Source organism: Pontivivens marinum (genome assembly GCF_900231835.1).
In the GTDB taxonomy this organism is placed as follows: Bacteria; Pseudomonadota; Alphaproteobacteria; order Rhodobacterales; family Rhodobacteraceae; genus Pontivivens; species Pontivivens marinum.
In genome coordinates this window covers 1-15,612 of sequence record NZ_OCTN01000004.1, presented here as the reverse complement: position 1 = coordinate 15,612, position 15,612 = coordinate 1, and the positions used below count along the sequence as shown (strand labels likewise).

Sequence of the window (15,612 nt, the reverse complement as noted above, 5' to 3'; positions counted from 1 at the left end):
AATTTCTATTTATTCCTTTATTTCGACTGCATGTACCAGTGATTTTATCGCTTACTGCGGCTTGGAGGCCCCTTGAACTACACGATTTCCGCAGTAGACAGGGCGCTGTTGCTACTTGAAGCATTGGCAGATTCACCTGATAGCGGCGTTTCAGAACTTGCCGTGAAAACGGGTCTTACCAAGACGCTGATCTTTCGCCTGCTTTACACACTTGAGGAGCGCGGTTTCGTATCCAAGGATACGGTTCGGCGCACCTATACGTTGTCATGGCGCGCCATGATCTTGGGCGATCAGGCACGTCGGCAATCCAAACTACTGTCAGCAGCCGAACCACAAATGGTTGAGCTTAGCCGCGTAACGGGGTGCAACGTCTCGATCCAGATCCGCGACGGAATGAACTCCGTTACCGTGGCGCTGCAACGTGGCACACAGGAACAGCACATATTTGCTGAAATCGGTCGTCGCGGCCCACTGCATGCTGGCGGCGGGCCGAAAGTCCTACTGTCCTACGCGCCTGAGGATATTCGCGAGGCTATTCTGGCCAGTGATCTGGCCCGCTTCACACCTGCGACAATGATTGAACCCGACCGCCTGCGTGAGGCAATATCGGCCATCCAGCGCGATGGCTGGGTCATGTCTGAAGGGGAGCTGGACCACTCCACCTATTCCATCGCGATCCCGATCTATGACAGCAGTTCACAAGTGGCCGCCGCAATGGCAATCACCGGAAAAACGGACCTGCTGCCGCCAGAAAAGCGCGGCCATGTACTGGATCTGCTGCGCGAGGCGGGGGTTCAGATCACACGCCTCGTTGGCGCACATGCGATAAATACGGCACGGCTTTAGACCTTACCCACTGTTTAGAAACACGAAACCCGCCCCCACCGGCGGGTTTTTTCATTTCTGCCTGCATGACTGGTTGCGTTTAGCCTTCTAATTTTTCTATTATACGAAAAAGCTTTTCGATAGGTGAAAAATGAACTCAGATCGTTTGACCGCAACCGACAATGCCTCTGCCCTCGCGCGTGATGGGCGGTTTTTGGATGTGCTACGACAGCGCATTGCCGTCCCGACCGAGAGCCAGAACGCAGACCGCCTGCCCGATTTATACCGCTATCTGGCAGATCAAATTGCGCCCGCATTGCAGGCATTGGATTTTGAATGCCGCATCATCGACAATCCGGTCGAGGGTGGCGGCCCCTTTCTAATCGCGCACCGGATTGAGGACCCCTCCCTTCCGACCGTACTGGGCTATGGTCACGGGGATGTCGTGCGTGGCATTCCCGAGCAATGGCGCGAGGGCTTGGACCCATGGACCGTCACGGTTGAGGGGGAGCGTTGGTACGGTCGTGGCGCGGCCGACAATAAGGGCCAGCACGCCATTTGGATCGCAGCGCTGGAAACCACGCTGAAATCTCGCGGCAAGCTAGGCTTTAACGCGAAATTCGTGATCGAAACATCCGAGGAGATCGGGTCCGTTGGCCTTGATGTCCTGCTGGAAACCGAGGCCGAGGCCCTGTCCTGCGATGTGCTGCTCGCATCCGATGGCCCGCGCCTTGTCCGCGATAAGGTGGATATCAAACTTGGCAATCGCGGCGCATTTGCCTTTGACCTGCGCGTGAAATTGCGTGAGGGCAGTCGTCATTCCGGCCATTGGGGTGGCGTGTTAGAGGACCCCGGCCTCATCCTCGCCCATGCACTTGCCTCGATCACAACACCACGTGGGCGTATTCTGGTCGAGGACTGGCTGCCAAAATCCGTCCCTCCCAAAGTGACCGCCGCGCTAAAGGGGATCAACGTCGATCCCTCTGATCCGACCCTGATTATGCCCGATGACTGGGGCGAGGCCGGCCTAAGCCGCGCCGAAAAAATGTATGGATGGACCTCCTTTATCGTGCTGGCCTACGTGACCGGCGCGCCGGAAAAACCGATCAACGGCGTGCAACCCGATGCATCCGCTAGTTGCCAAATCCGCTACACGGCAGATGTGGATGAAACCCAATTCATACCTGCCCTGCGCACGCATTTGGACGCCCACGGGTTTCAGCAGGTGGAAATCGTGGACCTGTCCAAAAATCGGTTCCCTGCATGGCGCACCGACCCTGACAATCCGTGGGTCGATCGCGTTATGACCAGCGTTGAGAAAACAATCGGCTATGCCCCGACATTGATGCCCAATTCGTCAGGTGGCCTGCCCTCTGAAATCTTTGCCCGCCACCTTGGCTGTCCCGTCATCTGGATTCCGCATTCCTATGGCGGCTGCAAACAGCACGGCCCTGATGAACATTTGCTGCAACCCATCGTTGAGCAGGGCCTCGCGATAATGACCGGCCTGTTCTGGGATATCGGTGCGGATGCAACGGGGGCGCAAACATGACCTGCACAGCCCGAAACAGCATAGCAGACCACCCAACCAGATCACTGAAACACCTGCCGGAGCACGCAACATGACAAAATATCGTATTGGCTGCGACATCGGCGGCAGCTTCACCGACTTCATTCTTTACGAGGTGGCAACAGGCAAAATCGAAACGCTCAAGGTCGCAACCACACCTGAGCGACCCGAAGACGGCCTGATGAATGGCATTGATGCGCTTACCAAAAACCACCCTACCCTGCCCGAGAATTTAAAAGTTCTGATCCACGGCACCACTCTGGTCATCAACGCAATCCTTGAACGAAAAGGCGCCAAAACCGCGCTTCTCACCACCGAGGGCTTCAGGGATATCATCGAGACGCGGCGTGAAATCCGCTATGATATCTATGACATCCGGCAGGAATACCCCAAGCCTATCGTGCCGCGGAATTTGCGTATTGGAACCGCAGGGCGTATCGCATCTGATGGGTCAGAGGTCACGCCGATCGACCCGACCGAAGTCACGGAAATCCTGCATGAGCTTAGCGCGCAGGGCATCGAAAGCGTCTCCGTCTGCTTCATCAACGCCTATGCTAACCCCGCGCACGAGGCGCAAGTCGCCGAAATCGCACGGGATGCCGGGATTGACCTCTCCTTCTCCCTATCCTCGGACGTATTGCCTGAAATCCGTGAATTTGAACGTTTCACCACCACGACCCTGAATGCCTATGTCAAACCCAAGGTAGACAAATATCTGGCCGGCGTTGAGCGCGCATTGAGCGAGCGAGGCCACGGCGTACCGCTATATCTGATGCAATCAGGCGGGGGTGTCATTACAGCCGAAACCGCACGGCAAAGCCCGGTACGTTTGGCAGAATCCGGCCCCGTCGGAGGCGTGTTAGCGGCCCGCAACCTCGCACGTCTAGCCGGTCACAGCGACGCCATCGCCTTCGACATGGGCGGCACCACGGCCAAAACCTGCCTGATCCGCAAGGGTGAGATGCCCATCACCCGCTCCTATGAGGTGGATCGCGTGCACCGTTTCAAGCGGGGTTCAGGCACCCCATTGGCGGTTCCCACGGTTGACCTGATCGAGATTGGCGCCGGCGGTGGTTCCATCGCGCAGGTTGATACACTTGGCCGGTTAAAGGTTGGCCCCGAAAGCGCCGTGGCCGATCCCGGCCCTGCCTGCTTTGGTCGTGGCGGAACCCAGCCCACGGTCACAGATGCAAACTTGATCCTCGGGTTCCTTGACCCGGCTGAATTCGCCGCGGGCGGAATTATCCTCGACCGCGATGCCGCCGCCGATGCGATCTTGCGTGAAGTGGCCGATCCACTGGGGTTGGATGTGCAACAGGCCGCCGCCGCAATCATCGAGATCGTCAACGAAAACATGTCGCAAGCCGCACGGATCTACGCGGCGGAAAATGCTGGTGACCTGACAGAAACAGCCATGGTTGCATTTGGTGGCGGTGGTCCCCTACATGCGATGGAGGTGGCCCGAAAATTGAAGATTCCAAAAATCATCGTGCCCGAAGCCGCTGGCGTTTTCTCTGCACTTGGGTTCCTGATGGCCGCTCCCAGTTACGAGGTTGCCCGCTCCTACCCCCGCCGCTTGGATGAGGTGGACGAAGGCGCCCTGACCACCGTCATAGGTGAACTGCGCGATCAGGCGGGCGCAATCATCGCCGCCTCTGCCCCTGATGCGGCACAACATTTCAACCTGTTCGCCGACCTGCGCTATATTGGGCAGGGCCATCAACTGCGCGTCCCGATTGACGAAATCGCACGCGGATCAATCGCCGAAAACTTCGCCCACGCCTATTTGGAAGCCTACGGATATGTCTATGACGACATGCAGATCGAGATTGTAACCCTGCGGGTTGAGGCCACGGCAGATGCATCAGGCCCACAGTTCACAGCATCAGACACCGTGGCATCAGCGGAATCCAACCGCACGATCTGGGATCAAGGCGTACAGGCGATGGTGCCGCACAGGGTCATGCGCTTCGACGCGATTACAGACCGTATCGATGGGCCTGCCTTGATCATCCAGCCCGGCACATCAATCCATCTAGGAACCGGCGCCTATGCTGAACGCCACGCCCTAGGGTGGCTCGAAATCAATACTGGAGTTTAAGCAATGCGCGAAGAAACCCCACTCGACCCGATCCGCCTGCAAGTTATCTGGTCACGCCTCGCCTCCGTCGCGGATGAGATTGCCACGACGCTGGAACGCACGGCATTCTCGCTGATCGTGCGTGACAATCAGGATTACGCATGTGCGCTATATGATGCCGATGGCACAATGCTGGCCCAGTCAAACCAATGCACCCCCGGGCAGGCAGGCTCGACACCGACTGTCATCCGCGAGATGCTGGCCACATATCCCGCCGAAACGCTGGAGGATGGCGACATCCTGATCTGTAACGACCCGTGGGTTGGCGCGGGTCATGCACCGGATGTATTTGTCGCAACGCCGATCTTCTACTTGGGCCGTTTGGCGGGCTTTGCCTGCACCTGCGCACATCATGCCGATATGGGGGGGCGCCTGGGTGCGACGGATGCCCGCGACGTATACGAAGAAGGCGTCATCATTCCCGTTTCAAAACTGTGGCGCGCTGGCGTACGCAATGACGAACTGTATCGCCTGCTCGCCCGCAATGTGCGGATGTCCGAGAAGGTTCTGGGCGATATTTCAGCGCAGATCGCCGCAAATCGGGTCGGCGCCAAGGGCATTGTCGGCTTGATGCAGGATTTCGATTTGGATCAACTGGAAACATTAGCCCAACAAATCACCGACGCAACGGAGGCCATGTTCCGCAAGGCCCTATCCCGATTGCCCGTGGGTGAGGCGCATTCCGAGGTTTTCCACGAGATCACCAACGAAAACGGTGAGCGTCTGAAAATTTCGGTCAAGCTGACAGTGCAGGAGGGTGAGGTCCATCTGGACTTCACCGGCACTTCACCGCAGGTCGCGATGCCGATCAATGCGGTGTTCAACATCACGCGCGCCTATGCAGTGTTTCCGTTTATCGCAACGCTTTGCCCCGATTTACCGATGAATGCGGGGGCCTTCCGTCCGGTAAAGTTGTTCGTGCCCGAGGGCACCGTTCTAAACCCCACATTCCCTGCGCCGGGAATGTACCGGTCCCTCCTGTCCTATTTCACGGTAGAGGCATTGATGGGCGCGATTTACAAAGTCGCCCCCGACCTCGCCATGGCACCATCGGGGACCTACCCCCTCTGGACGGAAAAATTCGCAGGTGTCGGACCGGATGGGCGCGAATTCCTGTCGCATTATAATGCGCAGGGTGGACAGGGCGCATTCAGGGATCGCGATGGCAATTCCGCAGTCGTCTTTCCAGGCAATATTGCAACCACCTCGGTCGAGTTGTTCGAGTTGGAGGCCCCCTTCCGCGTCATCTCACGCGAATTACGGCCAGATACAGGCGGTGCGGGTAAGTTTCGCGGCGGCCTTGGGCAGGAAACCGTGATGCAGTGCCTGAACGATACACCTGTACAGGTTGCCTTTTCAGGTGGTCGGCTGGTCGAACCCGCGATGGGGCGCGAAACTGCCCTGTCCGGCACCCAAGGCGTGATTCAAATTCGGGATGATGCGCCCTTTACCCGCAGTGGCCGTGGCGTGATGGAAAAAGGTGATATCTGCCGCTTTGCCCAACCCGGTGGCGGCGGCTTTGGCAATCCGGCGGAACGGGACTGCGCGCTGATTGCCCGCGACCTGCAACTTGGCTACGTCACAGCCGAGGCTGCAACACAATATTACGGTGTCTGTGTTGCCGATGACGGTTCAGTATATCGTGACGGCTCTGCGGTATAATCCAGAGACATAGCCCCCTGAATTGCCCCGCGCGATCACTCGCGCGGGGCTTTTTGTTCAAAGCACTGAATCAACCAAGCGGCGCGCATCCATCAACGCTGCCGCTGTCCGGTTTGCGCCACGCATCAATTGCGTTAGCGTTACGTTAAGCATCTCAGCAGGAACATGCGCCAGATCCATAACGCCCTCAATCAATGGCATGGGCGCGCGGGTGATAGCCGGATCATGGGTAAACCGTGGCGCGGTTGTATAATTCACCGGAACCATAATTCGCGCTAGACGCATCTGGACCTCATTAGCGGCTTTTACGGGGATATCCCCATCCTCCACGCCCAGATAGAACCGATCGAGCGAGCTTGCCAGCGATGCAACCGCACCTTGAACAGCCGTCAGGTTAACCGCCTCCCCGGATGCTTCGGCATATTTATCCGCCGTGACTTGCAGCTCCGCGATGGTTGCGCGCCAATCCACTGGCAGCACCGTCGCATTCACAACACGCCAAACGGATTCGAGGTAAATCTTGATATCGGTCAGCAAGACATCCTTATCGGCGATTTCCAATGTGTCGTTCTCAGTGTGCCACGCGATATTTCCACCGCACCCCGAAACCGCGTAATAGCCTTTCTCCTCGCGCAGATCGTCTGGCATGGTCGAAGACAGCATGAAGAAGGACGAAATCCCGATATTGTTAAAGGAATAGTCGCCGGCCTGATGTGGGCGTTGCATCACCGGTGTTTTGCCTGCGATTTTCTCAATCACATCATTAACCAGCATATGCGTTTCAGTCATTGCCGTCGTCTGGTGATAGGATGTTGCCCAGCGACAACCGGGACTGTCGCAGTTCACCTGCATCACGCAATTCTCATCCAGATCCAGCGCAAAGTGGTCCGAGAACCAGGTCGAACCGGCATAACGACCTGTGGAGTGTCCAGGCCACCACGCAACACGAACCGACCGTTGCAGCTGATCGCGATTCTCCCACAATACGCGGGCAATCTCTAGCATCGTCGCATCGCCAGTGGCGTTATCGCCAACGCCCACATCCCACGAATCGTAGTGGCCATGCAGCAGCAGGAATTTGTCGGGATCGACAGAACTGGGGATTTCCACGACGGGGATAGCCTGCTCGAACCACCCCTCCTGCATCTCGGTTTTGATCGTAACCTCAGTCGGGCCGACCTGCGCACGGGCGATCAACTTCAGGCCAACCGGGTTCGCAACCGAGATCACGGGAATCGTAGGCTTGCGACCGAAATCATCAAGGTCAGGCGACCCCCAAACCGTCGTGCATGTGCCCCAGTGGGTATCTACGCCGGGGTTGACCGCGATCATGCCGACCGCGCCCCACTCCATCGCGATAGCGGCCAGCGCGGGGTTTCCAAAACCCTCTGTAATCAGGATCTTACCGGCAACTTTTTCACGCATTTCTACATCGGTGCCCACATCCTCACCAAAGAACGCGATCGCCTTTTTATTATAGCTGCGCAGCGAGGATTTCTGCGCGGGTATATAGAACAGCTCGGCGCTAACACCCTCGGGGCAGCTCTTGGAGGAGGATGGCGGCTTCGCAAACATCTCCTCGCCATCCAATGTGACACTGGCCGAAAGCGGCACCGACAGCGCGACAGTTGGGCGATGGATTTCAACCGGCAGGCCCAAAGCACGCAAACGATCTGCGATCATTTCGCCTGCTTCGTTCACATCCTCGGGGCGCCAACGCTCCTTACCTGAGAATGTTGTGACCAATTCCCACGCGTGATCGAGCGTAATCTGGTCAAGAATGTTGCTGGCGGCTGTTGCCTGCCCACTGATTGAGCAATTTTCAGGTTTCATGATCATAGTTATCCATTGTTGCTGATTTTATTTGTTTACCTGATCTATCGCTTGTCCCATAGTAAATAAAACAAGATTTCAGCTAGTGAAACAAAATGGCAATCCGGCATGCGATCCAATGCCGACCAACAGAGGTGATGACTATGTCCACTACTCGCAGACAATTTCTCGGCACCAGCGCATCCGCTGCGCTAATTGCCAGTTTGGCCGGGGTGCCAAAGGCCGCTCTCGCACAATCCGTGTCGCCGGTCCGCGCGCTCACGCTGTACAGCCGCGCACAGGCGGCAAACCCACAGCAGTACCAAGCGGCAGAACTGATCGCGCAGGCATGGGGCGACCTTGGCCTTGACGTAACTGTGTCCGGCCTGCCCCAGAACCAGCTCTCGGATGTTGTTTGGTACAACCGTGACAGCTGGGACGTTTCCATGTGGCAAATGGTTGGCCGTCCCGAACGGTCAGACCCCGATGATTTCGTGTCGAACCTGTTCCACTCGGCCAATATCGAAAGCGGCTATAACTTCGTGGGCTACAGCAACCCCGAATATGACCGCGTGGCAGAGGCACAGCGCCTCGTCGTTGATCGCGATGCACGTCAGGCCCTGATTTATGAGGCGCAGGACATTGTGAATGCGGATCAGCCTTATGTCTTCCTCGTCTACCCGACGAAATCCTACGCCTATAATACCGCTGTGTTTGACGACACAACACTGGTGAACCAGCCGGGCCTCGGCATCAAAAACTTCCTGTCCTTCATCGCGGTTGAGCCTAAGGGCGACCAGAAGGATTTGATCATGAACGTCTCGAACGAGCTGAACGCGATCAACCCGTATTACATCTCTGGCGCTGGTGACAGCTGGATGACGGAACTGATCTGGGACCGTATCATGCGGATCGACGCCGACGGCCTGCCAACACCATGGGCCGCTGAATCCGTCACATGGAACGACGAAGGCACCCTCGCGACCATCGTTATCCGCGACGACCTGTCCTTCCATGACGGAATGCCGGTTCGCGTGGAGGACATGATCTTCTCTCTCGAATCCCCGCAACGTGCAGGCGTGGCACCAATGTACAAGCCATTCGTCGATCCAATCGTCGCGATGGAAAAACTGGACGACCGCACCTTTACCGTAGAATTGGCGCAACCGAACGCGGCCTTTGAAACCTCGACATTATCCAAGGTGAACATCGTACCAGAGCATATCTGGGCACCGCTGCTGGATGCATTGGTTGAGGGTGAAACCGCCGAATCCGTGCTTGAGGACAGCCGCGTCGGCTCCGGTCCTTTCAAGTTCGACCGCTGGAACCAGTCCGAGGTTGTCTTGTCCGCAATCCCCGACCACTTCGCCGCAGCAAAGGTGGATCGCGTCATCATGCGCGTGGTGCTGAACGTCGAGGCATCGCTCGGCATGCTGCGCTCGGGTGAACTGAACTTCCTGACCGATTACACTGGCGATCCTCAGCTTCTGAAGGATGCTGCCGATGCTGATGACAGCATTGCAGTTGTTGATGTGACCGATATCGGGTTCCAGTTCCTTGGCTTTAACTGTCGCCGCGCGCCCTTCGATGATCCCGCGGTTCGCCGCGCATTGTCCTTTGCGATCAATCGCCGCCTGATTGCCGGCGCCGCCTATAACGGCTTTGGTCGTCCTGCGAACAGCCATGTCTCACCAGCACTGCCATTCTGGTACAACGCGGCAACGGAGGAGCTTCCCGTGGGCATCGATGTGGCCACGGCGATGCTTGAGGATGCAGGCTATTCAATCGTCGACGGGCAACTGCACTATCCGGCAGGCATGACCGAGCAATACTAACGGTCCACCCCAAACTAAAAAATATAGCCAAATATTAGGAGTCCGGCATGAAATATGTGATGTCTAGATTGTTATATGCGATCCTTGTATTATGGATCGTAGGGACAATTCTGTTCTTCATGTTCCGCCTTATGCCGGGCTCGCCCTTGGCAGCATTCATTGATCAAACCACCACACTGGAACAACAGCAGGCCCTTATCGCGCGCTTCGGCCTCGATAAAAGCCTGTTCCAGCAATACACCATCTTCCTGCAAAACGCCCTTCAGGGTGATCTAGGGCAAAGCTTCTTTCACCGCCGCCCCGTTACCGAAGTGGTGATGGAGGCCCTGCCCAACACCGTCATCCTGACCCTATCCGGTCTTGTCGTGGCCTATATCTTTGGCGTTTTAGCTGGCGCCTATCTGGCATGGCGGCGCGGCTCAACGGTGGAGGGGATCGGCATTCCTCTCGCACTGGCTACACGTGCGGCACCAGAATTCTGGCTGGGCATGGTGATGCTCGCCTTCTTCAGCTTCTATCTGGGCTGGTTTCCCGCAGGCGGCGCAAACAGTGTTGGCCTCGAATATGACAGTGAGTGGACGCGCATTTTCAGCGTTGATTACCTGCATCACCTAACACTGCCCGTTCTGACATTGGCGATTTACCTACAGGGTCTGCCATTGCTGCTAATGCGCTCAAACATGATTGAAATCCTGCAAGAGGAATTCATCACCATGAGCAAGATGAAGGGGCTCGGCTCACGCACCATCGTGCTGAACCACGCCGCTCGCAATGCGATGCTGCCTGTTGCCACGGCATTCGCCCTGGGGATCGGTAGTGCGATTGGTGGCAATGTTGTTGTTGAAACGATCTTCTCATGGCCGGGCATTGGACGCCTGTTGGTGAACGCTGTTTCGGCCTCAGACTATCCGCTGGCGCAAGGCGCCTTCATGATCATCACCGCAGTTCTGGTCGCTATGAACTTTGTCGCTGACATGACCTACCACCTGCTTGACCCAAGGATCCGTCATGCCGCAAGCAATTGAGCCTATGGGCACCGCCTCCACCGATCAGACGGCTGCGGCACTGCTGCCACATCTGGCCACAGCACCCCGCCGATCCGGCCTGATCGCCATGTTAGGCCGCGCAGGCAACGCCTTCTGGCGGGTTCCGCGTGAAAGCAATTACGCCAAGGTTGGCCTGATTATTTACCTGATATTCGCGCTAACAGCGATTTTCGCGGATCAATTGGTTCACTATGAACCGCTGGAGATTTTGTTCGCGGATAACTACCAGCTGCGCCGAAACCTGCCCCCAACCACCGATCACTGGCTGGGCACCTCCTATTCCGGGCGCGACATCTATTCGCAACTTGTCATGGGCACACGATCCGCCCTCGCCGTTGGCCTGACTGCTGCAATCTGCGTTGTGGCAATCGGCACGCTGGTCGGCTTGGTTGCCGGTTATTTCGGCGGCTGGATCGACAACCTGCTGATGCGTTTGGCGGATATCGCACTGGGTATCCCGTTCTTGCCCTTCGTCATCGTGCTCGCATCATTCATGGGGGCGGCGCAATCAAACGTCGTGCTGGGCATCGCACTGCTATTATGGCCCAACTCGGCCCGTGTTATACGCAGTCAGGTCATGTCCTTGCGTGAACGCGCCTTCATCGAGGCAGCCCGCGTGACCGGCGCTGGCAAGTGGCGCATCCTCTTCGTACACATTGCCCCCAACGTTTTGGCTCTGTCGTTCCTATACACATCCGTCGCGGTTGGCTGGGCCATCCTGACAGAGGCGTCCGTCAGCTTCTTGGGCTTTGGCCCGTCGGATACGGTTAGCTGGGGCTACATGCTGCAAGATGCCTATGCCAGTCAGGCACTGGGTCGCGGTCAGTATAACTGGTTCATCCCACCGGGCCTGTGCATCGTCTTCGTCGTCATGGCCGGTTTCTTCATTAGCCGCGGTTATGAAGAAGTCCTATTCCCCAAACTGAAAGGCTGATCCGATGCTACTTTCGGTCAAGGATCTAAAAATCCAATACAAAACCCGCACGGGCATAGTCCACGCAGTTGACGGCATCTCCTTTGATGTGCCCGAGGGCAAGGTGGTCGGCATCGTCGGTGAATCTGGCTGCGGTAAAACCACCGCGGTGCGATCGCTACTGCGCGTCATGCCGCCGGTTGCCAGTTATGCCGGTGGTGAGATCAAGTTCGACGGCTCTGACATTCTAAAACTGTCCGAGCGTGAGATGAACGACCTGCGCTGGCGCGACATCGCCTATATTCCACAATCGGCGATGAATGCCCTCGACCCTGTATGGCGCGTTGGCAATCAAATCATCGAGGTACTGACAAAACGTGGAGGCATGAAAAAAGCCGCCGCGAAGCTGCGCGCCGAAGAACTGTTCGCAATGGTCGGGCTGGAAAAGAAGCGCTTACGCGACTACCCGCACCAATTCTCGGGCGGAATGCGTCAGCGCGCCTCAATCGCACTTGCCTTGGCGCTCAGCCCTAGGCTCGCCATCGCGGATGAGCCTGTAACCGCGCTGGACGTGATCATTCAGCGGCAGGTGCTGGACACCTTCTCACGGTTGCAGCGCGAATTTGGGCTGTCCGTCGTGTTGGTAACCCATGACATCTCGGTCGTCGCCTATGTCTGCGATTACGTGGTGGTGATGTATGCGGGTAAGATCGTCGAAAAGGGTCCGGTTAAGGATGTGCTGACCAGCCCGTCCCACGCCTACACGATTGGCCTCTACAACGCGTTTCCCGAACTGTCTGCGGATGAGGAGCGAGAGCTGTCCCCGATCGAGGGCGGCCCACCCCTGCTGCTGAACCCGCCAGAGGGATGCCGCTTTCGCGAACGCTGCCCCTTCGCGCAGGAAATCTGCAAGCAGGAACCGGTCGAGGTACAGGTCGGCCCCGAACATTTCTCACTTTGCCACCGCGCGCATGAGGCCGCCGAAATGCGCGAGCAGGCCCGTGATCCCGCCGTGTGGCGTGGCGTGGTGACGGCATGAAGGACGCAAAAATGCACGATGAAATCCTCCTGGACGTTAAAAACCTGTCCAAAAGCTTCATCCTCAGCCGCTCTCTTGGCGATGTCATCAACGGGCGACACCCGCAAGTGGACGCGGTGAATGACATCAACTTCACGCTGAAACGGGGTGAGACGATTGGCGTTGTCGGTGAATCCGGATGCGGGAAAACCACACTGGGCCGGATGTTGTTGAAGCTGATCGAGCCGACATCAGGCAGTATCGATTTTGGTGGCGAAGATATCTCCACACTTGATCGAACGGATGAGCTGGCCTTTCGCCGTAGGGCGCAGTTGGTTTTTCAAAACCCGTTTGACGCCCTTAACCCGCATTTCACAATCCGCCGCAGTATATACGAACCCCTCGTCAACACGCAGGTGCCTGAGGAGCAGCACGATCAGTTGGTTGCTGATGCGTTGGTGCGGGTGCAGATGGATCGCATGCTACACCTGCTGGACAGTTATCCGCACCAGCTATCCGGTGGGCAATTGCAGCGTGTTGTATTGGCGCGCGCACTCGTCCTGAAGCCGGACTTCATCGTCGCGGACGAACCGGTTTCAATGCTGGATGTTTCGGTCCGTGCAGGCATCCTGAACGTGCTGCGCGAGGTGCGCGACACGATGGGACTGGCGGCTGTTTTCATCAGTCACGATCTAGCGTTGGTGCGCTATGTCTGCGAACGGACAATCACCATGTATATGGGTTCGGTGGTTGAGGATGGACCTACCAAAGACGTCATCAACCGCCCCCTACACCCCTATACACGCGCATTGGTACAGGCCGTACCTGTACCAAATGTAATCCAGTCGCATGAACCGCTTGCCTTGACAGGAAACCTGCCAGATGCACGCAATCCCCCACCGGGCTGTCGTTTTTCGGACAGATGCCCCTTGGCCGAGGATATCTGTCGCCAAAGCCGCCCGCCACTGCGCACGGTTGAGCAAAACCGCCGCGTCGCGTGTTTCAAGGTCCCCGAGATGACCGCCGGAACGGCATAACAGGCAGGCCACTTAAAGCGTTGCTGGGCTATGCCCCATTTGGCCCAGCAAATTTGAATGCCCCAATAGGGTAGCGAGCATGCCAATCAGCCCTGACCCAGCGAACCTAGGATTAATGCTCCGCCATATCGCCACAGCGCTTCCACCTAGATTCAAAGCCAAAATTTTGCATACTCTGATCGGGCAAGACATGTTTTTCCACCACGCGCGACTGCCGCCCACATGTCAGGAAGGCCGATCCGCGTGCGCACCTGAATAACAGGCTTCACATGGCAATGCATAAAAGGCACCTCAAACGAGATGCCGCATGCTTCAACGGTTGCACGCGCGATTAACTCCTAACCGAAACCTGTTCAACAAATTGCACGTGCTCGCAACTTAGTGGCGACATGGCGTACCGACTTCAACCACCACTGCCTAGATTCAAGCCTCGCAGGCCGGACACCATGGGAATATTTCAACCGCTCAAAGAAAGGCCAAAACCGGAATAGAGCTAACTCACAAACGAGGCCTTCTCTAATTGGGTGTCTGGGTCAAGCTCGTTTTCCTTCTATTTTTTGTAGATGAGATCGTTTCTCCGGGTCACGCTTCTCTTCGCAGTCTGGTTTGGCGTTCGAAATGGCGCCGCTGCATGCATGTGTCGGAATGGAAGTGGAGAGCCCCGCTTTCCGGCGCGCTTCAAGCTGCGCAGCAGACATTTTCGGCTTCGTCCACGAACCTCGTCCGGATTGGACGATCCCGTCAGGTTAGGTGGTAGGCTACTTGTTCATGCCGTGCCTCCAACTTGTTCCTGACGGAATTCGCTGCCGTCGATCCACATACGGTGGAGCAGAACGGCGAGTTTGCGGGCGACGGCGGCAACGGCGCGTCGGAGACCTTTGGTGCGCATCAATCGCATGCCCCATGATTTGATCTGTGACCCCGCCATCGTCCGCATCAACAAAGCATTGGCGGCTGCATATAGAGTCGCCCAAACATCTCGGTCTCCAGCCTTCGATATTCGGCCAGGATTGTCGTGCTCTCTTGACTGAAAGCGCCTTGGTGTGAGGCCAAAATGCGCAGCGACGGTACGAGAGCGTTCGAAACGGCTCGGATCATCAACTGCCGCCTTGAATGTGAGTGCTGCGATCGGACCAACACCCGGCACGGTCATCATGCGCATGCAAACCTCGTCTTGGGATGCCGCACGTTTCACGCGTCGATCCAGTTCCAAGTAATGTTGGAACAAGACCACCCGCGCGTCGAGCAATGGAATGACCGCATGCGCAAGGACGTCGTCCATCTCGATCATGGGCCGCACCAGACCATCAAAGGACCCGTGTTTCACTGTTCGGGGCAATCGCACACCAAAGATCTTCAGCAGCCCACGTACTTCGTTGGCCATATCCATCGTCTTCTTGAGTAACGCTTTTCGCGTGCTCAAAAGCGCCCTCAACCCATGGGCCTCCCGACTCTTCATGTGAACAGGGCTGAACCAGCCTGTCCGTAAAATCTGGGTAATGCCTTTTGCATCTGTCTTGTCGGTTTTGTTCCGCATGGCATACAACGCGGCGCTCACCTGACGCGCCTCCATGCAAACGACGTCGAACCCAGCCGATTGCAAACCAAAGAACAGATGTTGGCTCATTGCACCGGCTTCAAAACCAACGCGTTCTATTGTGGACCTGACCCGTTTTTGTGCCGCCCCCGGTGCTCGTTTAGGCCACCTTCCGCTCGAAAGCGACTGGGCTTTTCCAGCCCAATGCTGAATGGCG

11 protein-coding genes are annotated in these 15,612 nt (G+C 57.0%); 9 read left to right on the top strand and 2 right to left on the bottom strand.

What is annotated here, in order from left to right:
• Positions 1–72 precede the first annotated feature (72 nt).
• The 4 genes from CR254_RS10760 to CR254_RS10745 all read left to right on the top strand — a co-directional run bounded on the left by CR254_RS10760 (position 73) and on the right by CR254_RS10745 (position 6,197).
• A complete protein-coding gene (locus CR254_RS10760) occupies positions 73–846 on the top strand; it encodes an IclR family transcriptional regulator (protein ID WP_097929878.1) in 774 nt (257 codons plus the stop codon).
• A gap of 130 nt (positions 847–976) precedes the next feature.
• Positions 977–2,377, top strand: coding sequence for a M20 family metallopeptidase (locus CR254_RS10755; protein ID WP_097929877.1), 1,401 nt, complete (start codon positions 977–979; stop codon positions 2,375–2,377).
• Between the two features lie 70 nt (positions 2,378–2,447).
• Complete coding sequence (locus CR254_RS10750; RefSeq protein ID WP_097929876.1) at positions 2,448–4,496, top strand: hydantoinase/oxoprolinase family protein; 2,049 nt, start codon at positions 2,448–2,450, stop codon at positions 4,494–4,496.
• 3 nt (positions 4,497–4,499) lie between these two features.
• Positions 4,500–6,197, top strand: coding sequence for a hydantoinase B/oxoprolinase family protein (locus CR254_RS10745; protein WP_097929875.1), 1,698 nt, complete (start codon positions 4,500–4,502; stop codon positions 6,195–6,197).
• A gap of 57 nt (positions 6,198–6,254) precedes the next feature.
• On the opposite strand, the gene CR254_RS10740 is transcribed toward CR254_RS10745, so the two are convergent.
• Positions 6,255–8,030 (bottom strand): M28 family peptidase, encoded by a 1,776-nt coding sequence (locus tag CR254_RS10740; RefSeq protein ID WP_097930293.1) that lies wholly within the window; start codon positions 8,028–8,030, stop codon positions 6,255–6,257.
• A gap of 143 nt (positions 8,031–8,173) precedes the next feature.
• Between CR254_RS10740 and CR254_RS10735 the strand changes: the two genes are divergently transcribed.
• From CR254_RS10735 to CR254_RS10715, 5 genes are read left to right on the top strand one after another with little or no spacing between them, the layout of a single operon-like run.
• Entirely contained in the window at positions 8,174–9,844 is a 1,671-nt protein-coding gene (locus tag CR254_RS10735) for an ABC transporter substrate-binding protein (RefSeq protein WP_097930291.1), read from the top strand.
• A gap of 47 nt (positions 9,845–9,891) precedes the next feature.
• Positions 9,892–10,869, top strand: a complete 978-nt coding sequence (locus CR254_RS10730; RefSeq protein ID WP_097929874.1) for an ABC transporter permease — start codon at positions 9,892–9,894, stop codon at positions 10,867–10,869.
• Positions 10,853–11,824, top strand: a complete 972-nt coding sequence (locus tag CR254_RS10725) for an ABC transporter permease (RefSeq protein ID WP_245851573.1) — start codon at positions 10,853–10,855, stop codon at positions 11,822–11,824. The genes CR254_RS10730 and CR254_RS10725 overlap by 17 nt, the downstream gene beginning before the upstream one ends.
• 4 nt (positions 11,825–11,828) lie before the next feature.
• Entirely contained in the window at positions 11,829–12,842 is a 1,014-nt protein-coding gene (locus CR254_RS10720) for an ABC transporter ATP-binding protein (protein WP_097929873.1), read from the top strand.
• A gap of 11 nt (positions 12,843–12,853) precedes the next feature.
• Positions 12,854–13,858 carry an ABC transporter ATP-binding protein gene (locus CR254_RS10715; protein WP_097929872.1) on the top strand — a complete coding sequence of 335 codons (1,005 nt, stop codon included), beginning with the start codon at positions 12,854–12,856 and terminating at the stop codon, positions 13,856–13,858.
• A gap of 766 nt (positions 13,859–14,624) precedes the next feature.
• Here CR254_RS10715 and CR254_RS10710 read toward each other — a convergent pair.
• Complete coding sequence (locus CR254_RS10710) at positions 14,625–15,608, bottom strand: IS110 family RNA-guided transposase (protein ID WP_245851606.1); 984 nt, start codon at positions 15,606–15,608, stop codon at positions 14,625–14,627.
• Positions 15,609–15,612 lie beyond the last annotated feature (4 nt).